Annotated in this window: 22 protein-coding genes; 20 read left to right on the top strand and 2 right to left on the bottom strand. The window is 43.7% G+C overall.

The features are described 5' to 3' along the window. Positions 1–20 precede the first annotated feature (20 nt). From RBH91_RS13220 to RBH91_RS13210, 3 genes are all read left to right on the top strand, one after another. A complete protein-coding gene (locus tag RBH91_RS13220; protein ID WP_076758710.1) occupies positions 21–1,217 on the top strand; it encodes a bifunctional 3,4-dihydroxy-2-butanone-4-phosphate synthase/GTP cyclohydrolase II in 1,197 nt (398 codons plus the stop codon). Positions 1,218–1,251: 34 nt separating this feature from the next. Continuing rightward, positions 1,252–1,716, top strand: coding sequence for a 6,7-dimethyl-8-ribityllumazine synthase (gene ribH, locus RBH91_RS13215; protein ID WP_076758988.1), 465 nt, complete (start codon positions 1,252–1,254; stop codon positions 1,714–1,716). A gap of 102 nt (positions 1,717–1,818) precedes the next feature. After that, positions 1,819–2,193 carry a GNAT family N-acetyltransferase gene (locus tag RBH91_RS13210; RefSeq protein WP_076758714.1) on the top strand — a complete coding sequence of 125 codons (375 nt, stop codon included), beginning with the start codon at positions 1,819–1,821 and terminating at the stop codon, positions 2,191–2,193. Between the two features lie 13 nt (positions 2,194–2,206). On the opposite strand, the gene RBH91_RS13205 is transcribed toward RBH91_RS13210, so the two are convergent. Next, a complete protein-coding gene (locus RBH91_RS13205) occupies positions 2,207–2,731 on the bottom strand; it encodes a DUF309 domain-containing protein (protein ID WP_307891883.1) in 525 nt (174 codons plus the stop codon). A gap of 156 nt (positions 2,732–2,887) precedes the next feature. Continuing rightward, a complete protein-coding gene (locus RBH91_RS13200) occupies positions 2,888–2,983 on the bottom strand; it encodes a YjcZ family sporulation protein (protein ID WP_076758722.1) in 96 nt (31 codons plus the stop codon). Positions 2,984–3,164: 181 nt separating this feature from the next. Here RBH91_RS13200 and RBH91_RS13195 point away from each other — a divergent pair, with 181 nt between their 5' ends. The 17 genes from RBH91_RS13195 (at position 3,165) to RBH91_RS13115 (ending at position 20,542) form a co-directional block, all read left to right on the top strand. Next, a complete protein-coding gene (locus RBH91_RS13195; RefSeq protein ID WP_094777277.1) occupies positions 3,165–3,923 on the top strand; it encodes a segregation/condensation protein A in 759 nt (252 codons plus the stop codon). Further along, complete coding sequence (scpB, locus tag RBH91_RS13190) at positions 3,913–4,506, top strand: SMC-Scp complex subunit ScpB (RefSeq protein ID WP_076758729.1); 594 nt, start codon at positions 3,913–3,915, stop codon at positions 4,504–4,506. Before RBH91_RS13195 ends, scpB begins: the two co-directional genes overlap by 11 nt. Before the next feature lie 114 nt (positions 4,507–4,620). Then, a complete protein-coding gene (locus RBH91_RS13185; protein ID WP_076758732.1) occupies positions 4,621–5,109 on the top strand; it encodes a YpuI family protein in 489 nt (162 codons plus the stop codon). A gap of 132 nt (positions 5,110–5,241) precedes the next feature. Further along, positions 5,242–6,393 (top strand): D-alanyl-D-alanine carboxypeptidase family protein, encoded by a 1,152-nt coding sequence (locus tag RBH91_RS13180; protein ID WP_307891882.1) that lies wholly within the window; start codon positions 5,242–5,244, stop codon positions 6,391–6,393. After that, positions 6,381–6,968 carry a nucleoside recognition domain-containing protein gene (locus tag RBH91_RS13175; RefSeq protein WP_076758739.1) on the top strand — a complete coding sequence of 196 codons (588 nt, stop codon included), beginning with the start codon at positions 6,381–6,383 and terminating at the stop codon, positions 6,966–6,968. Before RBH91_RS13180 ends, RBH91_RS13175 begins: the two co-directional genes overlap by 13 nt. Before the next feature lie 4 nt (positions 6,969–6,972). Further along, positions 6,973–7,509, top strand: a complete 537-nt coding sequence (locus RBH91_RS13170; RefSeq protein ID WP_076758742.1) for a spore maturation protein — start codon at positions 6,973–6,975, stop codon at positions 7,507–7,509. 155 nt (positions 7,510–7,664) lie between these two features. Further along, positions 7,665–8,399 carry a 23S rRNA pseudouridine(2605) synthase RluB gene (gene rluB / locus RBH91_RS13165; RefSeq protein ID WP_076758746.1) on the top strand — a complete coding sequence of 245 codons (735 nt, stop codon included), beginning with the start codon at positions 7,665–7,667 and terminating at the stop codon, positions 8,397–8,399. 88 nt (positions 8,400–8,487) lie between these two features. Continuing rightward, on the top strand, positions 8,488–9,021 hold the full coding sequence (gene resA / locus RBH91_RS13160; protein ID WP_076758749.1) for a thiol-disulfide oxidoreductase ResA: 534 nt from the start codon (positions 8,488–8,490) through the stop codon (positions 9,019–9,021). Further along, positions 9,021–10,649 (top strand): cytochrome c biogenesis protein ResB, encoded by a 1,629-nt coding sequence (resB, locus tag RBH91_RS13155; protein ID WP_307891881.1) that lies wholly within the window; start codon positions 9,021–9,023, stop codon positions 10,647–10,649. Before resA ends, resB begins: the two co-directional genes overlap by 1 nt. Before the next feature lie 24 nt (positions 10,650–10,673). Next, complete coding sequence (gene ccsB / locus RBH91_RS13150) at positions 10,674–11,849, top strand: c-type cytochrome biogenesis protein CcsB (protein WP_076758754.1); 1,176 nt, start codon at positions 10,674–10,676, stop codon at positions 11,847–11,849. A 144-nt stretch (positions 11,850–11,993) separates the two neighbouring features. Next, positions 11,994–12,716 (top strand): response regulator transcription factor, encoded by a 723-nt coding sequence (locus tag RBH91_RS13145; RefSeq protein ID WP_076758757.1) that lies wholly within the window; start codon positions 11,994–11,996, stop codon positions 12,714–12,716. Then, on the top strand, positions 12,713–14,494 hold the full coding sequence (locus tag RBH91_RS13140) for an ATP-binding protein (RefSeq protein ID WP_307891880.1): 1,782 nt from the start codon (positions 12,713–12,715) through the stop codon (positions 14,492–14,494). The genes RBH91_RS13145 and RBH91_RS13140 overlap by 4 nt, the downstream gene beginning before the upstream one ends. Before the next feature lie 612 nt (positions 14,495–15,106). Then, on the top strand, positions 15,107–15,808 hold the full coding sequence (locus RBH91_RS13135; RefSeq protein WP_307891879.1) for a winged helix-turn-helix domain-containing protein: 702 nt from the start codon (positions 15,107–15,109) through the stop codon (positions 15,806–15,808). 3 nt (positions 15,809–15,811) lie between these two features. Beyond that, positions 15,812–17,263, top strand: a complete 1,452-nt coding sequence (locus tag RBH91_RS13130; protein WP_307891878.1) for a HAMP domain-containing sensor histidine kinase — start codon at positions 15,812–15,814, stop codon at positions 17,261–17,263. Next, positions 17,260–18,393, top strand: coding sequence for a WD40 repeat domain-containing protein (locus RBH91_RS13125; protein ID WP_307891877.1), 1,134 nt, complete (start codon positions 17,260–17,262; stop codon positions 18,391–18,393). Before RBH91_RS13130 ends, RBH91_RS13125 begins: the two co-directional genes overlap by 4 nt. A 341-nt stretch (positions 18,394–18,734) precedes the next feature. Next, a complete protein-coding gene (locus RBH91_RS13120; protein WP_076758769.1) occupies positions 18,735–19,565 on the top strand; it encodes a polysaccharide deacetylase family protein in 831 nt (276 codons plus the stop codon). A 59-nt stretch (positions 19,566–19,624) separates the two neighbouring features. Further along, a complete protein-coding gene (locus tag RBH91_RS13115; protein ID WP_404802514.1) occupies positions 19,625–20,542 on the top strand; it encodes an LCP family glycopolymer transferase in 918 nt (305 codons plus the stop codon). The last annotated feature ends 93 nt before the right edge of the window (positions 20,543–20,635 follow it).

Genomic DNA, 20,635 nt, shown 5'->3' with positions numbered 1-20,635 from the left:
CGAAAGGAGGCGCGGGTCTTATGTTTCATACAATTGATGAAGCGCTGCACGACCTGAAGCAGGGGAAAGTCATCATCGTAGTGGATGATGAAGACAGGGAAAATGAAGGAGACTTCGTCGCGCTGGCGGAATATGCCACACCTGAGGTGATCAACTTCATGGCGTCCCACGGAAGAGGCTTGATCTGTGCGCCGCTCGGTGAAGAGATTGCATCAAGGCTTGATCTTCATCCGATGGTGGAGGAAAATACGGATTCTCATCATACCGCCTTTACGGTCAGTGTGGACCATCGCGATACAAAAACAGGAATCAGCGCTCAGGAGCGGTCATTGACCGTCAAATCGCTTATCGATGAAAACGCCGTCCCGCTCGACTTTAAAAGACCGGGGCACATTTTCCCGCTGATCGCGAAAAAAGGCGGAGTATTAAAAAGGGCTGGGCATACGGAGGCGGCTGTTGATCTTGCTGCGGCATGCGGCTCTGCACCCGCCGGCGTTATCTGTGAAATCATGAATGAAGACGGCACGATGGCAAGGGTTCCGGAACTGAAGCGGATTGCTGATCAGCACGGCCTGAAAATGATTACGATTAAAGATTTGATCGAATACCGCTATAGCAAGGGAACGCTGGTCAATCGCGAAGTGAACATTACACTTCCGTCAGATTTCGGCGCTTTCAAAGTTTTCGGCTACACAAATGACATTGATGATAAAGAACATATCGCACTGGTCAAAGGGGATATTCCTTTTGGAGATGAGCCTGTTCTTGTCAGGGTTCATTCAGAGTGCCTGACAGGGGATGTTTTCGGGTCTCACCGCTGTGATTGCGGCCCGCAGCTTGCCGCCGCCCTTGCGCAAATTGAAAAAGCGGGCAGAGGTGTGCTGCTCTATTTGAGACAGGAAGGAAGAGGCATCGGCCTGATCAATAAACTGAAGGCCTATAAACTTCAGGAAGAAGGATATGACACGGTGCAGGCCAACGAAAAGCTCGGTTTTCTTCCCGACTTGCGCAACTACGGAATCGGTGCGCAAATCTTAAGGGATCTCGGCGTCAAAAACATGAAGCTTTTGACAAACAACCCAAGAAAAATCGCGGGGCTTGAGGGCTACGGGCTGACAATCGCCGATAGAATACCGCTGCAGATGGAGTTCAACAAAGACAACGAAAACTATTTAAAAACAAAAAAAGCAAAATTGGGGCATATGCTTCATTTTTAATATGAAAACAATCACAAAAAAGGACGGGATTCATATGAATAAAATAGAAGGCCATGTAATTGGAACAGATTTGAAAATCGGCATTGTCGTTTCAAGATTCAATGATTTTATTACAAGCAAACTGTTAAGCGGTGCAGAAGATACGCTCATAAGACATGGGGTTAAATCTGATGACATTGATGTCGCCTGGGTTCCCGGTGCATTTGAACTTCCATTGATTGCGAAAAAAATGGCAGAGACCAAAAAGTATGATGCCGTGATCACATTGGGTACGGTCATCAGAGGAGCGACAAGCCATTATGATTATGTATGCAATGAAGCGGCGAAGGGAATCGCAGGGAGCAGCATGTCAACCGGTGTTCCGGTCATTTTTGGAGTCGTGACGACAGAAACGATCGAGCAGGCGATTGAACGCGCCGGAACAAAAGCCGGAAATAAGGGCGCCGAAGCTGCTCTAGCAGCGATTGAAATGGCGAACCTGACCCGGTCGCTTCAATAATTACCGAAAAAGAGTTTAAAAAGGGTATAAAAATGTTTATAATGTGATGTGAAGCGACTAGCCTTCGTTAAGATCCACATTTTGATATATTGAGGGGTATTTATGTTAATTCGTTATAAAAAGTCATTCGAAAAGATTGCGATGGGTCTCCTTTCGTTCATGCCGAATGAGAAGGACGTCAAGCAGCTTCAGCAGACAATTAAAGACTATGAAACGGACACTGAAAGACAGCTGTTCCTATGGAAAGAAGGCGAGGATATCGTCGGCTGTGTAGGAGTCGAAAAAAGGGAAGAAGAAGTTGAAATCAAGCATATCAGTGTAAACCCGTCTCACCGTCATCAAGGAATCGGCAAAAAAATGGTGTCAGCCATTTCCCAAATGTTTGAACCTAAACCGCTGGTTCCGAATGAATTAACTAAAGGATTCTTTGAGCGCTGTCAGGATCAAGAAAATGAAGACATCACATATAACAAATGAGCAGAGGCTGTGATTAGCCTCTGCTTTTTTTTCGCCGCGCCATTTCCTTTTCTCTTTCAGCCAGCACTTCAGTCCGGTCTCTCAGCCGGTGTTTATGGATGAGGAAGGCGTCTGAAGCGGGGCTGTTCTGCCCCCATTGATACGATTTTTGCCCGCACTGTTTTCGGCAGGATTGGATCAACGCTTCATCTGCGATGGGAAGCATGATGCTTTCGTAAGGAGAATGCGACTCTATTTTTCGATAAGTATGTTTTAACAGACTGACCAATCGTCTGTGATCCAAACCAAGTGATTCGATGGCGTTTTTCTCAGCCTCCAGAATACGGATGCTGTTTGCCATTAATTTTTTTGCTCCGGTGAAGTTGTTTCTCCGCTGATGATAGAGAGCCACGGCCAGCTGAATCAAACCGACCCAGTACAGCTTCCGTTCTCCCGGAGGATCCTTTTTCCAATGCTCCTCCAGAATTTCATGACACTCAAAATAATCCCTTGCCCCATGAAATTCGGTCAGGTAATCGATATATGCTTCGGGATACATCTGACATCCTCCTTTACCCGTTCCGTTAAAGTGTATCATAAGTGTTGATCAGAGGAAAAACGACTTCCCTTTTAGCCGAAGCGACCACCCGCCCGCGCTTTACAGTACAATGAGCGCCCGACAAAACGGACGCTCACGGCATTCAATCCTTTTATATTAATAGATCCATGCTGCTCCTACAATAATCAGTAAAATAAACAGAACCACAATCAAAGCAAATCCTTCGCCGTAGCCGAAGCCTTTACCTCCCATGCTGTTCCCTCCTCTTTTCATAAGAATTTTACACAGTATTCTATGTGCGTCTGCCTCAATCTGTATAGGCAGATGCCGACACTTCTTAAATTATATTGGACTTCGGATAGACGCGTAATTTATACTAAAGGGTAGCCAGTTTAGGCCGGCAAAGAAGCGATTTTGAAAATGGTGAGAAATGATCATGGAATATCAGGTGAAAATCGAGGCGTTTGAAGGACCTTTGGATTTGCTTTTGCACTTAATCAACCGGCTCGAAATAGACATTTATGACATCCCTGTTGCGAAGATAACTGAGCAATATTTATTATATGTGCATACGATGCGCGAGCTTGAGCTGGATGTGGCAAGCGAGTATTTGGTGATGGCTGCAACCCTGCTCAGCATCAAAAGCCGGATGCTCCTCCCGAAACAAGAGGAAGAACTTTTTGACGAGGAGTTTCTTGAAGAAGAAGAGGATCCGAGAGAAGAATTAATTGAAAAATTGATAGAGTACAGGAAATATAAGAATGCTGCGCAAAATTTAAAAGAACGGGAAGAAGAACGGCAAAAATCGTTTGCCAAACCGCCGAGCGACTTAAGCGACTATGCTAAGGAAATCAAACTGAGCGAACAAAAGCTTTCCGTCACGGTTTATGATATGCTCGGCGCTTTTCAAAAGGTGCTGAACCGAAAAAAAATCAGCCGTCCGTCTGAAACAAGAATTTCAAGACAGGAAATACCAATAGAAGAACGTATGACCCAAATCGTCGACTGCTTGAAATCGGCCAAAAAAAGAATGCACTTCATGGAACTGTTCCCGTACGAACAAAAAGAGCATTTGGTCGTGACCTTTTTAGCCGTCTTGGAGCTGATGAAAAACCAGCTGATTATCATTGAGCAGGAACACAATTTTTCTGATATTTACATAACAGGGAGTGAAGTGATTCATGACGCTTGATATCGTGAATTGGAAGGCCATTGTTGAAGCATTGCTGTATGCGGCGGGCGACGAAGGCCTCACCAAAAAACAGCTATTAGCCGTTTTGGAAATTGAAGAGACAGAGCTTCAGGATATTATGCTCGACATCAAAGAGAGCTATGAACAAGAAGACAGGGGTATAGAGCTTGTCGAATACGCAGACAACTATATGCTTTCCACAAAAAAAGAATTCGCCGTCTATTTAAAAAAGCTGATTGAAGCACCTTCAAAAGGACTTTCCCAGGCGGCTCTTGAAGTTTTGGCGATCGTATCATATAAGCAGCCGATCACAAGGGCGGAAGTAGAAGATATCAGAGGGGTTAAATCCGAACGGATTCTCCAAAGCCTTGTCGCAAAAGCGCTGCTGTGCGAGGTTGGACGAGCGGATGGTCCGGGCCGGGCGATTTTGTACGGAACAACTGAGACGTTTCTTGAACAGTTTGGATTAAAGGCGCTTGAAGAGCTTCCGCCTCTTCCTGAAAACGTCGAGGAAGACGGGGTGCAGGAAGAAGCAGATTTGTTCTTCGAGAATTTCAATCAGACGTTTGAAGATTTAAAATAGATTCACCTTAAGGACTGAAGTATGATAATATATATTATCGTATTTTTCATGTTTAATTTAATCAGTGAAAGAATACGATTGTAACAAAGCGATGAGGAGAGGGTGCCGACACCAATGGAAAAATCTATGGCAAAAGCCCAAACCGAGCAGGCGGGAGAATTTTTATCACAGGCCGTTCAGACGCTGAGCGATTATTTAAATGAAACGACACTGTCATCCTTGGAAACGGAGGAACCTGGGCGAAGCGCTTATTACAGGGAAGTCCTCAGCAACTTAAGAAAACTGGCGGTTTACTGTGAAGAAGGGCTTGCGGCCTGCCGAATCATGCTGCAGCAGGAGCCTTTTCAGGATACTGCAGCCGAAAAGACGCTCTATCAGATATATCATCGATGCATAGAGGAATTTTTTACTCCGAAAAAAGATACGTGGTACGAAGACAGCAGAGCAGCTTACACGGGGAGGCATGCCATTCGCTTTCACGAACCAGCACCAGCTTCATTAAAAAAACTGATGGCTTCACTTGAATCAGGGTACCAATCGATGAGAGAAGAATTGGAATACTATGGGACGGATTATCGGATGAAGATGGTTCAATCCAGATAATGCTTATACAAAAGCTCTCCCTTTTGAGGGGGAGTTTTTTTATGCATCGCTTTTCTGAAATGGCATAATTGATGTTCATAACGATAAGACAAGCGCATAAACTTGTACAAACAACAACAAGGACGTGAGAAAATGCGCTTTCTAAAACGAGCTGCACCAGTAATCATCATTTTTGTTCTTTTCTTCTCTTCTTTTCAAATCGTGAAAGCAGAGCCCTTTATCAGTGTCAGCGCAAGAAGTGCGATCGTCATTGACGGCCATTCCGGCAGGGTTTTATTTGCAAAGGATGAACATGAAAAGCGGCGCATTGCAAGCATCACGAAGATCATGACGGCCATTTTGGCTGTGGAATCGGGGAAATTGGAAGAGACGGTGACGGTCAGCGGTAGGGCAGCAGGGACCGAAGGATCTTCCGTTTATTTGAAAAGCGGGCAAAAGGTAAAGCTCAAAGACCTTGTATACGGTTTGATGCTAAGGTCGGGAAATGATGCAGCTGTGGCGATTGCCGAACATGTCGGCGGGAGCCTTGAAGGCTTTGTTTATATGATGAATCAAAAAGCAGCCGATCTCGGCATGGAAAACACGGTGTTTCATAATCCCCACGGCCTTGATGACCATAAAGAACTTTATTCAACAGCATATGACATGGCGCTTTTGACGAAGTATGCGATGACAAACCAGACATATCGAAAAATTGCCGGAACAAAGCGCTATAAAGCTGAAACGATGCAGGGAATCTGGAAAAATAAAAACAAGCTCTTAACAGGCCTATACCGGTACAGTACAGGGGGCAAGACGGGATATACAAAGCTTGCAAAGCGTACGCTCGTGTCTACTTCATCTAAAGACGGAACAGATCTGATCGCGGTCACGATCAATGCTCCCGACGATTGGAATGATCACATCAATATGTTCAATTATGTATATGAACACTATAAAACCTATGTCATTGCCAAAAAAGGCGACATCCCCAAATTGAAAGATTCTTTTTATGGAAGCAAAGCTTTTATTAAACGGGATGTCACCTATTTATTAAACGATGAGGAAAAAGAAGAGGTGAAGATCGACATAGAGCTTCTGAAGCCGAAGAAATCATGGCGGAAAAACGAAAAAGCGATTCCGGACATCATCGGTAACTTGAAGGTGATGCTAGGCGGAAAAACGATTGCCGATCTGCCGGTGTATTATGAAAATGAACGAAACAAAAAGCCGAAAAAATCGTTTTTGGAGACCTTTAAATCTGTATTTAAAAAAGCGTCGGGCGGTTCAGTATGGTCAATATAATCTGGGTTGCCTTAACAGTCATCGGTCTTGTTTTTGCGCTTTTTAACGGAACGGTTCAGGAAGTAAACGAGGCTGTTTTTAAAGGAGCGAAAGAGGCGGTCACGATCGCGATCGGACTGATGAGTGTCCTTGTGTTTTGGCTTGGGCTGATGAAAATAGCCGAGCAGTCCGGGCTGCTGGACAAATTCAGCCGGATGTGCCGTCCGTTCATATCGAGGCTGTTCCCTGAGATTCCTCCTGACCATCCGGCGATGGGGTACATCTTATCCAATTTAATGGCCAATTTTTTCGGGCTTGGAAATGCGGCGACACCGCTCGGCATTAAAGCGATGGAACAAATGAAGTCGCTCAATCAAAACCGTACCGAGGCCAGCCGTTCGATGATCACCTTTTTAGCGGTCAATACTTCAAGCATCACGCTTATTCCGACAACGGTGATCGCGGTCAGAATGACATATGATGCAAAATCGCCCACAGATATCGTCGGGCCGACGATTTTGGCGACGCTGATCTCAGGAATCTTCGCCATCTTGATTGACAGATATTTTTATTATAGAAGAAAAAAGAAGGGGTGAGCATTTGGAATTCATCAATTGGCTTTCTTTAGCCCTTATCCCGTTTATTATCGCCTCGATTCTTTTATACGGCACATTTAAAAAAGTTCCGACTTACGAAGCTTTTGTTGAGGGTGGAAAAGAAGGAATTCAAATTGCGTTTTCCATTATCCCCTACTTAGTCGGAATGCTCGTGGCGATCACAGTCTTTCGGTCCTCAGGAGCGCTCGATTTTTTTATGGATCTTTTAAAGCCGGCATTTTCAGCCATCGGCCTGCCGACAGAAGTTGTTCCTCTTGCTCTGATCCGGCCGATTTCGGGAACGGCTGCGCTCGGCATGACGACCGATTTGATCGCCGTTTACGGACCGGATTCTTTTATCGGCCGGCTGGCTTCTGTCATGCAGGGATCGACAGACACGACCCTTTATGTTCTGACCGTCTATTTTGGGGCGGTTGGAATTAAAAAAATGGGGGATGCTTTAAAGGTGGGACTGCTTGCCGACTTAGCGGGGATTATCGCGTCTGTTATTATCGTTACATTATTGTTTGGAAGCGCCTGAAAGGGTGCTTTTTTGCTTTTCTGCTAAAACTGTTTTACTTTTGGGGCAAGAAAGGATACATTTAAGGGCGGAGTTCTGCTTTTCAAACATACAGGCCGTATGAATGCTTGTTTGTTGGTTTGGAAAAAAGTAAGATAATACATGAGGTGAAAGAAATGGAACGACTTCAAAAAGTGATCGCCCACGCAGGGATTGCATCGAGAAGAAAGGCGGAAGAGCTGATAAAAGAAGGAAAAGTCACGGTCAATGGCAAAACAGTCAGAGAGCTGGGCGTCAAAGTGGCGAGCTCAGACCGGATTGAAGTAAACGGAATCCAGCTTGAAAGCGAGGAACCTGTTTATTTTCTTCTTTATAAGCCGAGAGGCGTGATTTCCGCAGTAAAAGATGATAAAGGCCGTAAAGTGGTCACAGACTTTTTTAAAGAGATTCCGCAGCGGATTTATCCGATCGGACGGCTCGACTATGATACGAGCGGACTGCTTCTTTTAACGAATGACGGGGATTTTGCCAATAAGCTGATGCACCCGAAATATCAGATTGACAAAAGGTATGTGGCAAAGCTAAAAGGCATTCCTGCAAAAGAAAGCTTAAAAAAACTGGAGCGGGGCCTGCATCTTGAGGAAGGAAAAACAGCTCCGGCAAAAGTGAAACTGCTCTCGCTGGATAAGAAAAAGCAAACGAGCATCGTGCAAATGACCATTCATGAAGGACGCAACCGCCAAGTGCGGAGAATGTTTGAAGCGATCGGCCATGAAGTGCTGAAACTGAAAAGGGAAGAGTATGCTTTTTTGAACCTAGGGGGGCTGAAAACGGGAGAAAAGAGAGAGCTGACGCCGCATGAAGTGAAAAGGCTCAGAGCTATGGCAGAACACGGCAAACATGCTTTCTAAATTTTCACACAACCTTCAAAAAAAGAAAAATGGCTGCTGTTCTCAAGATGCTATAATAATACTGAGTGTCTAAATGAGGGGGCGGAATATGAAGAAAAAGCGTTTTTACATTCGGACAGGCATTCTCCTTGTTTTGCTGGCGGCGCTTGGCTATACGCTTTACAGCGCAGTATTTCAAAACACAGAAAGCGCAGCGGTGGGAGAGAAAGCTCCCAATTTTTCGCTTGAGGATGTTGACGGAAACCGTCTCAAGCTGGACGAACTAAAAGGCAAAGGGGTATTTTTAAACTTTTGGGGGACATGGTGTGAGCCATGCAAAAAGGAATTTCCTTATATGGCGAATCAATATAAGGAGTTTAAGGATCAAGGAGTTGAAATCGTCGCTGTCAATGTCGGGGAATCAAACCTCGCTGTTCGCAACTTTATGAAGGCGCACGGCGTCAATTTTCCGGTGGTGCTTGATAAAGACAGGCAGGTGCTGGATGCGTATGATACCATACAGCTTCCGACAACGTTTTTGATTAATTCAGAAGGCGAGATCGTGAAAGTGATTACAGGGACAATGACGGAGCGTATGATCCATGATTATATGAAGATGATCAAGCCTGAGGGGTCGTCATGATGAAAGAAATCAAATGCGAATGCGGACATGCGAATCCGGCGGGAACCGTTCTGTGCGAATCTTGCGGAAAGCCGCTGCAAAAACAGGACGCCAAACTCCTTGATATGCGATATGACGGAAGCGCAAGACGCTCTCAAACATACAATAAAACGATTATAGATAAAATCTGGAACTTTTTCTCGTCTGTCAAGGTCGGCGTCTGGCTGATCGTGATTACGCTGACAGCATCTGCTTTCGGCACGATTTTTCCGCAGGAAATGTTTCTGCCGCCGGGCGCGCAGGCTGATACATATTACAAAGAACAATACGGACTGATGGGCCAAATCTATTATACTCTTGGATTTCACAATCTCTACGGTTCATGGTGGTTTATTATTCTGGTTGCTTCAATCGGCGCCTCGCTGGTGATTTGCAGCCTTGACCGGGTCGTTCCGCTGTACAGGGCGCTGAAAAATCAGGGCGTCACCCGAAATCCGAACTTTCTGGAGAGGCAGAGGTTGTTCAGCCGGACGGAAACGGAAATGCCTGAAGGCATCAGAACACAAATCATCGCAAGGCTGAAAAAAAAGCGCTACCGCGTAAAAGAAGAAAACGGCCATCTGTTTGCTGAAAAAGGCCGTTTTTCGAGGTGGGGCCCTTATGTTAATCATATCGGGCTGATTATATTCCTGATCGGCGTCATGCTCCGGTTTGTTCCGGGTATGTATGTTGATGAAACCCTTTGGATCAGGGAAGGGGAAACCGCGCCCATTCCGGGGACGGACGGGCATTACTACTTGAAAAACAACCGGTTCAAGAAGGACATGTATAACAGTGAAAATGAAAAAGAAGTATTTTCAGAGGCCATCAACAAAGCCGGTGATGGAATGGTTGCGAAAATGTTTCAGACAGATGTTGAACTTTATGAAAGAAAAAACAACAGCCTGCCCGGCGAAGCGCCTGAATTAAAGAAAGTGGAAAACAGCACGATCAAAGTCAATGATCCGCTGAAATTCAATTCCTTTACGCTCTATCAGGTGAGTTACAAGGAAGGCGAGCTCGACAAGATGGTGTTTCAGCTGATCGAAAAAGACGGCGGCAAATCGTTCGGCAAGGTGTCGATCGACCTTTTGGAGCCGAAATCGGACTATGATCTTGGCAACGGTTACAAGGTTCATCTTGCAAGCTACCTGCCGGATTTTTATTTTAATCAAGATGGAGAGCCGAGCACGAAAACGAGAAATCCAAACAATCCGGCCTTTGTTTTTCAGATAACAGCACCTGACAAGCCTAAAGGGGAAAAAAGCTTTGTGGCGATTCAGGAGACGATAGAAGGCTCTGATAACAACAAGTACAAAATGAAGTTTGATCATGTTGAAACGAAGAACATCTCAGGGCTTACAGTCAGAAAAGATTTGACGTTGTGGGTGCTCATGGTCGGCGGCGCCATTTTTATGATCGGGGTCATCCAAGGAATGTATTGGCACCATAGAAGGATTTGGCTCAGGTCTCAAGACGGTCATGTGCTCGCTGCCGGGCATACGAACAAAAACTGGTATGGACTGAAAAAAGACTTGCAGACAGTACTGGCGGACACGGGAATATCCGAACCGGCCGATCAAAAAGAACTGTTGAAGGAAAAAAAATAAGCGCCATCACAGGGAGGGGTTTTCATGGCAGAGCTTAGCGGCAATTTATTGTACGCGGCATTTCTTTTGTATCTCGCAGCGGTTTTCTTTTTTGGCGGCTCAATCAGAGGCAGGGTTTCAGACCGCAAAAAGAAAAACAGGTGGGCGTCGATCGCCGTTTTGATCACGGTCTGCGGGTTTGTTTGCCAGATTGGATACTTTATTGCGAGATGGATTGCATCAGGGCATGCTCCGGTCAGCAATCTCTTTGAATTTACAACGGCATTCAGCATGATGCTCGTTTTTGCGTTCATCATCATCTATTTCATTTACAAACTGTCCGCGCTGGGGCTGTTTACACTGCCTGTTGTACTGCTTTTAATCGCGTATGCCAGCATGTTTCCGACCGACATTTCACCATTGATTCCATCGCTGCAAAGCAACTGGCTGTATATTCATGTGACAACGGCAGCGCTCGGCCAGGCGATACTCGCCATCAGTTTTGTCACCGGGGTTATCTTTCTGCTCAAGCATGTGGATCAATCAAAACCGGGCAAAAAAACGTTTTGGCTTGAATTTGTCATGTTTATGCTCGTGACAACACTTGCCTTTATTCTCGTGACCACCGCGTTCAGAATCGGCGGCTATGAGGCGCAGTTCAAGTGGATCGATAAAAACGACCAGGAAGATGTCATGATTTACGAGCTTCCCGCACTCATCGGGCCGAACAAAGGAGAACTTTTGACAGAGGGAAAAATGGAGCCGCTATTCAATGTGCCGCCTGTTTTTTCCGGCCGGAAATTAAATACCGTGCTTTGGTCGTTCGCTGTCGGAGTCTTGCTTTACGGCATGATCAGATTGATCATCAGAAAGCGAGTCAGCGCCCTGTTGCAGCCGCTGGTGAAAAACGTGAATCTCGACCTTGTCGATGAAATAGGCTACCGTTCTGTTTCCATCGGCTTTCCGGTATTCACGCTGGGCGCGCTTATCTTTGCGATGATTTGGGCGCAGCTCGCCTGGACGAGGTTCTGGGGCTGGGACCCGAAAGAAGTATGGGCGCTGATTACCTTTTTATTTTACGCCGCCTACCTGCATCTCAGGCTTTCACGAGGCTGGCACGGTGAAAAATCGGCATGGCTTGCTGTCATCGGCTTTGCCATTATTATGTTCAATCTCATTTTTGTAAACCTTGTGATCGCAGGGCTTCATTCCTATGCGTGATCCCCTGGGAAGGAAGGTTCAGGGCGGATTCCTGAGCCTTCCGGATTTTCAGATGTTAAATAACGGAAAGGGAAATCTCAGCTTGGATTACGATAATTTTTCTAATAAAATGAATGTAAGAAGATTCAATTCAGGAGGTTTACGATGGAACAGACAAAAGAGACAAAAATATTAGTAGTAGATGATGAGGCAAGAATCAGACGTCTATTGAAAATGTATCTTGAAAGAGAGAATTATTTGATTGAAGAAGCCGAGAACGGAGATGAAGCCATTGATAAAGCTCTTGGCAATCACTATGATTTGATCCTTCTTGATTTGATGATGCCGGGAACGGACGGTGTTGAAGTGTGCCGCCAAGTAAGAGATAAAAAAGCCACTCCGATCATTATGCTGACGGCAAAAGGAGAAGAAGCGAACCGGGTGCAGGGATTTGAAGTCGGTACAGACGACTACATTGTAAAGCCTTTCAGTCCAAGGGAAGTGGTGCTGAGGGTTAAGGCGCTCTTAAGAAGGTCATCGCAAACCTCTTACTTGAATACAGATACAACGGCAAAGAACGTCCTTGTTTTTTCTCATTTATCAATTGATCATGATGCCCACAGAGTCATGGCAGACGGAACTGAGGTCAGCCTGACGCCGAAAGAATACGAACTTCTTTACTTTTTGGCTAAAACCCCTGATAAAGTATACGATCGCGAAAAGCTGCTCAAGGAAGTTTGGCAATACGAGTTTTTCGGGGATTTAAGAACGGTCGACACTCATGTCAAACGTTTACGTGAAAAACTGAACAAGGTCTCTCCGAAAGCGGCGAAAAAAATCGTAACAGTCTGGGGTGTCGGTTACAAATTTGAGGTTGGAAACGAATGAAGTTTTGGAAGAGCGTCGTTGGTAAACTATGGTTTACCATTCTTCTCTTAGTTTCATTTGTTTTATTTATTCTGACTGTTTTCCTGCTTGAATTCATTGAAAACTATCATGTTGATGAAGCGGAGGCTGATTTGACAAAGCTCGCCGACAAAGTGGCCGTCATTGTGGAAAACCACAAAGATCAGGAAGTGGCCAGGTCGATCACATGGGAGCTTGCGGATGAGCTGACGACCATGGCCATTATTAAAAATGACGACGAATACTGGTATTCGCCGCACCAGAATCAAAAGCTGTCTTCCATCACCTTAGAAGAAATCAAACAGGATTCGGATTTGAACGAAGCGCTGGCCAATCATGAAAAGGTGCAAAAGAGGACGGCTCTGAAAAACCAAAAAAACGATCAGCTGATTGTCGGGGTTCCTTACGGAAAGGGCGAAGATAAGGGGATGGTGTTTATTTCCCAATCGCTTCTTGCCGTCAAGGATACGACACAGCACACGACGAGGTATATCCTCTTTGCTGCGGCCATCGCTATTGTCTTAACGACGATCTTCGCTTTCTTCCTGTCAAGCCGGATCACCTACCCGCTCAGAAAAATGCGGGAGGGGGCACAAGATTTGGCGAAAGGAAAGTTTGATACGAAAATTCCGATTTTAACCCAGGATGAGATCGGGGAGCTTGCGATTGCTTTCAACCAAATGGGACGTCAGCTGAAGTTTCATATTACGGCTTTGAATCAGGAAAAAGAGCATTTATCAAATATTTTAAGCAGTATGGCGGACGGTGTCATCACCATCAATATCGATGGCACGATTCTTGTGACAAACCCTCCTGCCGAACGTTTTTTACAGGCGTGGTATTATGAGCAGAACATGAATGTAAAAGAGGGAAATGAACTGCCGCCTGAAGCGAGGGAGCTTTTTCAAAACACTGTCAGCACAGAGAAAGAACAGATAATTGAAATGACTTTGCAGGGCAGAACCTGGGTGCTCTTGATGAGCCCTCTTTACAATCAGTCACACGTTCGCGGAGCGGTCGCCGTCTTGAGGGATATGACGGAAGAAAGGCGGCTCGATAAGCTGAGAAAAGATTTTATCGCGAATGTCAGCCATGAGCTGAGAACGCCGATTTCAATGCTCCAAGGATACAGCGAAGCCATCATAGACGATATCGCAAGCACAGAGGAAGAAAAAAAGGAGATCGCCCAGGTGATTTATGATGAATCATTAAGAATGGGCAGATTGGTGAACGATTTGCTCGACCTTGCCAGAATGGAAGCCGGTCATATTTCCTTAAACGTTGAAACAGTGGAGCTCCGTGAATTTTTCGAAAGGGTATTCAGAAAGTTTTATGGAGTGGCGGGAGACAAAGACATCACACTCTCGCACAACCTCGATCTAAAGGAAGCACAATTTGTGTTTGACCCCGACAAGATGGAGCAGGTTCTGACCAACCTGATTGACAACGCGATCCGTCATACAAATGCAAAAGGCACCGTTCATATTGAAGTGCAGTCTGCCGAAAGCGGATTGAAGGCCGCTGTAAAAGACTCTGGAAGCGGAATACCGGAAGAAGACCTTCCATTTATCTTTGAACGTTTTTACAAAGCCGACAAAGCAAGAACTAGAGGGAAAGGCGGAACAGGCCTCGGACTTGCCATCGTCAAAAACATAGTCGATGCGCATAACGGTTCGATTACGGTCCACAGCAGATTGAATGAGGGGACGACCTTTACGTTCTATATTCCAAGAAAAAAGCAAGATGCTGGCCAAATTTGACGAAGAATATTGTTCCATAAGAAACAGAGAGCACCTGTTCATTTAGAACAGGTGCTCAGTCATTTGAGCAAATGCAACCAATTTGTAATATTTTGCTGTCCCCTGAAACGTTTAGACCTAAATTGCCGTTAAAAGAGTTGAAACAGGGAAGTACGATGTCAATTTTCAAAAAAGATATTGAATCGGATGAACTTCAAAGATCAAGGGGAAATGTATGGAGAATTGTTCAGCAAACTTACGCCTGTTGGGTCACCGCGGCAATTTATCATAGTGAAAACTGCGATATGGAAATGGTTGTTCTCATTCTGGTAAGCTATAGAAGGTACTAGGGTTTCTAAACCTTTAAGCGGTGATAGTCTTTAAAGTGATGATGCGATGTGAATTCTAATTTCTCGTTTGGTAGCCATGCCCTTATTGATGAAAAAGTTGCTTTCCTTATTTTACGAGAGTGAATGAATCGCTTGAAAGCCATCAAACGAAAGACTATGGTCGTGCAGGTTGGGTGTTGTGTGACCTGAATTTATGAATAGTCTCTATAGCAAATCCACAGTGGGAAACCGAAGAGGTATCGAGATAAATATAAGCATGAAATAGGGAATGAGTGATTTTTTTATGGCTAAAACCAAAATACTTATTATTGAAGATGATGAACCAATTGCTGATTTGCTTTCATACGGGCTTACGGCGGAAGGTTTTCAAACATGTACTGTGACTAGCGGGGCTCTGGGAATGAGTAAATTAGATCAATTCAAACCCGATCTTCTGCTGCTTGATTGGATGCTGCCGGATTGCAGCGGATTGGATATTTGTAAAAAGGTGACCGAGATCTATAATATTCCTATATTTATGATCACAGCAAAGTCAGATATCACTGATAAAGTACTTGGATTGGAATTCGGGGCGGATGATTATATTACAAAGCCATTTGATCTGCGCGAAGTTGTGGCTAGAATTCGCACGATACTTCGGCGTCTGGAACAAGCTCATCATTTGAACGAGCGGGGACCGGCAAAGGAGGATGTTATCCGGTTTAAAAATATTGTGATTGTTCCAGGTGAAAGGCTGGTAAAAAAAGATGGGATGACCGTCGAATTGACTCCTAAAGAATTTGATCTCCTTATGACTTTGATTGACCATCGGGGGAAAATCTTTACGCGTTCAGAGCTTTTGGAATTCATCTGGGGATACGATTTTTTCGGTGACACCCGTACAGTTGATACCCATATTCAAAGACTCCGTAAAAAGCTTGATGCAAGCGATTTGATTACAACGGTTTTTGGTATCGGATATAAATTCGAGAAGCAGGAGGAGTAGAGAGTGTTACGAACCATCAAGGGTAAATTTATCGTTGGCTTTTTTCTGATTTTTTCTCTCTCTTTCCTTGTGCTCAATCACACGGTAAAGAACATCATTTGGTCGAGTAATGAAAAAATTGTGACCTCGGATTTAGACGAACTGAAAAAAAACAGTATCGTGTATGTAAACCAAGCATTTTTAATCAATCATTATAAAAACAATGAGCTTTATTTCGGCGATATGGCCGATGAAATGGTAGATAATTTAAATCACTCCACAGGAAGCAATGTAAGTGTTTATACCGTGGATGGCGCTTTGCTGTCTTCTTCTGATAAGAAGGTGTTTTCCGGAGGGAGTGACGATGATCTTAAACAGGCTATCAAAGGAAAGACTGCCTATCATATCACCTATGATAGAAATAAGGCAGAGGTGTTTTTCTCATATCCAGTTGTCATTGAAGGTACAAAAGTGGGCATATTACGTTTTTCTAAAGATTTTAACCTGCTATATCAGCAAAGCGGTGAGATTCTGGATATTGTGTTTTATATCGCACTTGCCATATTTGTGGCGGCGTTCCTCTTCTCCTATATACTCTCCAGACATATCACGATTCCGCTCATCAAGCTGACAGAGGCCTCCTCACAAGTCAAAAAGGGCGAGTTGGATGTGGAGATCCACTTTCGCAGAAAAGATGAGATCGGTCAGCTTGCCGTCAATTTCAATGATATGATTCACAGAATTAGAGATCAAATTTCAACCATCGAAAGTGATCGGGATCGGTTAAAGGAACTTAACGAACAAGAAAAACGATTTTTTGACAATATGACGCATGAGCTAAAAACACCTCTGACTTCCATTCAAGGATATGCTGAAATCATCAAAGAAAAAGGGGAATCGGATCAGACATTTTTTGATAAAGGAATGAATCACATTGTTGAAGAAAGTCGACGCCTGCACAATTTGGTGATCAAACTTCTTGAAGTATCCCGGGAAACGTCCAAGGATGATCAATTTGACAGGATCGACGCAGGAGAAATTTTAAAAGATGTATGCGAATCGATGAAGTTTCGGGCAGAACGGTATAAGAAAAGGATCACCTGTGAGATTGAAGAAGACCTGTACGTTCACGGTCAGGTGAACCGGCTGCGCCAACTTTTTATCAATCTGCTTGACAATACGATCAAATACAGCTTATCTCATTCGGAAATCAACATTAAGGCCGGGATCGTTGGAGAAAAAGTTCTTTTTACGTTCAAGAATCCGAGTGCTCCATTTGCAAATACCCAACATTCTAAGATGTTCCAGCCTTTTTATTCGGTAAACCAAAAGATCAAGGAAGAGGGAAGTGTAGGTTTGGGATTAAGCATTGTGAAAACAATTGTTGACGAACACGGAGGAACAATCGAGATGTTCTACAAGGAAAACTATACAGTGATTCACGTTGAATTAGCTTACGCAAAGGTTGAGAAATGATGAAGAACAAACCGTTTATGATATGGGCAGGGGCGCTGTTGTTCCTCGTTATGATCGTGTTCAGTTATAATGTGGGAAAACGCTCGGAAACCATTATAATACCAAGCAGGGAAGAGAATGTTCAGAAGAACCGCCCTTTTCAAGTAAAGACAATATATCGCCTCCCAAAAGCAGATCAGTTGCTTGGATGGTCTTCATCGGACTCCGTAGTTGGTTTTTTTAAGGGAGATGAGACACCTGAACGTGCTACGCACCGTCTTCAGCGTCTATCTTCCCCCTATGAAAAAGCTGAAAATCTGAAAGGGATTGAAAGCAATACGTCGAACCTAAAGATGTCTCCAAATGGAAAGAGTATCGCAGGGGTAACCGTGTCATCAAATAAGGCATCAATGAAGCTGATCTCGTTGGCAAACGGGAAAAAAACGGAAATCGCAAGCTTCACCTCCAGCACTGAGGTCTATGTCCAAGATGTTTCATGGTCAAATAATAGCAGATACGTATGTTATCTAGTCATAGATGCTGCGAAAGATGGTCACGCTACCATTCATGTTTTCGATACAGATTCCGGAACGCTCAAAACGTATCCATTGGAGGATTTTGCCGAGAAAGGTTCGCTTACGGGAGTTAACATCTCTGAGAATGGACGCGGATTGCTGCTTACCGTGTTACAGAAATCCTGGCAGAAAGAAAGCATCTTGATGGGAACCATTAGCGGCAATCACATCAATATTCAGGACAAGCGCCAGAGCAGCCTTGGCGAGCCTGTTTGGTTAAACAATGATCAATTTGTATTCCTGGGTATCGGGGAAACACTGTACGAATACGATTGCCGAAACGGAGAGCTTTCTGCTCTGCTCGAAAAAGTAGCCACTTTCACATTCTCAAATGACCGAAAGAAAATCGCTTACTCTTTGTATGATAAGGACAGTCTTTATGCTGGTAAGCTTCAAGGAAAAAATATCCTGTATGAAGAACCGGTATATCACGGCACCATACCGTCAGAAACAGAAATATATTGGAGTCCGGATGGCAACAGCCTGCTCGTTAATGCTCAAAACCAGCATTCTTCTATGGAGAGTGCTTCAGCGCGATTTTTTGATAATCAAGCTTATATCATAGCATTTAAATAACCGATCGTTCATTTTTAGGCGAAAAAACCTTATTTCAGTTAAATACCGAAATAAGGTTTTTTCTTATACCTCGTGATTTTCTTCTGTTTATTCCTATCACAGTATGAATTACAGGGTAATAAGTCCCTGTTTGCGATCCCCGAAAAATGATGTTTTCCTTGTTTTTGTGACATTTTGTTTACAAGTTGGTCGAACTTCTGCGATATCTTCACTTTATATTAAAAGAGCATCCTTCTTATAGAACTTTGTTTTTAAACATCAAAACTGAAAAATTGTCATTTTTGTGTGAGGAGTTTAAAAGAAACCTAGTGATGATATCTACAGTTGAGGAGTTGGAAAAAGTGTCAAATTCACCAAGAAAAGTTCATAAATTGAACGGACTAGGAAAAATAGTGTTGGGTATGTTGATTGTCCTGGGTGTAACTTTGTTATGCATTTCTTGGAATGCACTTGCAGGTTCAAAGCAGGAATCAATAAAAGGAAACACCACCACTTCAGAGCAGATGTTGGCGGGCAAACATACAGCAGAGAAAAAGGAAAGTAAGCAAACATCGCCGGAAATCGGAAAGGTCGTCTATTTGACTTTTGATGACGGGCCAAATCCGACTGCTTCAGAAAAAATCTTAAGTTTGCTCAGTCAATATCATGCAAAAGCAACGTTTTTTATGTTAAAACCTCATATCGATCAAAATCCGGATATCGTGAAGAAAATGGTGGAGAGCGGTCACTCCGTCGGGTCTCACGGTGTGACGCACCAAGTATCGAAAATCTATCAATCTCCCGAAAGCTTTGCAGCGGAAATGAACGATACGCTTAAAACGATCAAAGAAACGACCAACGTCAACACAAATTTGATCAGATCGCCTTATGGATCAAAGCCTTACATTACCGGTCCATTTCAAGAAGTTATTAAGCGCGAGCATTTTAATCTTTGGGATTGGACTGTTGATTCAGAGGACTGGAAGTCTGCAAATACAAATGGTCAATTCGTCAATAATGTGATTCAGCAAGTCAATAACCTTACCGAAGTTGAACCGCTTGTCGTATTAATGCATGAAAAACCGACGACGGCGGCGCATTTGGAAAAATTACTAAAATACTTTCAAGAAAACGGATATGAAATGAAAGAAGTTAATGATTCGATGAAGCCGCTTCATTTTAGATGGAACTAATCAGAAAATATAACGAGTTCGACTGCGAAAGCAATATTAGCAGCATCGACAAGGAAGGGATAGTGAAAATGAGAAAAAGAAAATTAAAAATGAAAAATATTTTATTGCTGGTTCTAGTTCTATTGATAACTAGTGGCGGTTTGGCTTCTTACGGCATTTACCGTAACGTGGCAAAATCAATAAATAACATGTACGAACCTCTTCATCGTGATTCCGAGCAGCAGAATACAGCTGCTTCACACGATCCTATATCCATTCTTTTATTAGGGATAGACGAGCGCCCCGGTGATAAAGGCCGCCCGGATTCTATGATTGTGATAACTGTTAATCCGAAGACAAAAAAAACCACAATGACAAGTATTCCGCGTGATACCAGGGTATTTATCCGATCAAAGAACACCTTTTCTAAAATGAATTCGGCATACACCTATGGCGGAATTGAAGGTACCGTTCAAACGGTAGAACAATTGTTGAACATTCCCATCAATTATTATATCAAAATAAATATGGAAGGGTTTAAAGATATCGTAGATGCGGTTGGCGGAGTCACGGTGAATAATCGTATTGATTTCACTCTTGAAGGTGTGCATCTATCAAAAGGGAAACAACATCTTGATGGTAAGACTGCTCTTACATATGCTCGGATGAGAAAAGACGATCCTCGTGGTGATTTTGGACGTCAACAGCGTCAGCGTGAGATCATCAACGAAATGATTCATGAAGGTGCACAATTAAAATCATTAACAAACTATCAAAAGATTTTAACGGCATTAGAAAAAAACGTAAAAACGAACTTGACACTGGACAAAATGATCGATATTCAAAGTTCTTATAAGGAAGCTGTTAAGGATGTTAAACAAATAGAAATTCAAGGTGAAGATAAAAAAATTGATGGCTTATGGTACCATGTTGTGACTGACGAAAAGAGACAGAAGCTGTCAAAAAAGCTTCGCCGGCAATTGAATTTAAAATCATAGCACGATGGAAATCAGTCAATCTCAGGAGTATTAACTTTATTTGCTTGTCAAGATCAACAATGCTGTCCGCGAGAGCAACAAAAGCCTAATTCA

The organism is Bacillus swezeyi, from assembly GCF_030908325.1.
In the GTDB taxonomy this organism is placed as follows: Bacteria; Bacillota; Bacilli; order Bacillales; family Bacillaceae; genus Bacillus; species Bacillus swezeyi.
Note: the sequence above shows the minus strand (reverse complement) of the source record. Positions and strands in the feature narration are given on the sequence as shown.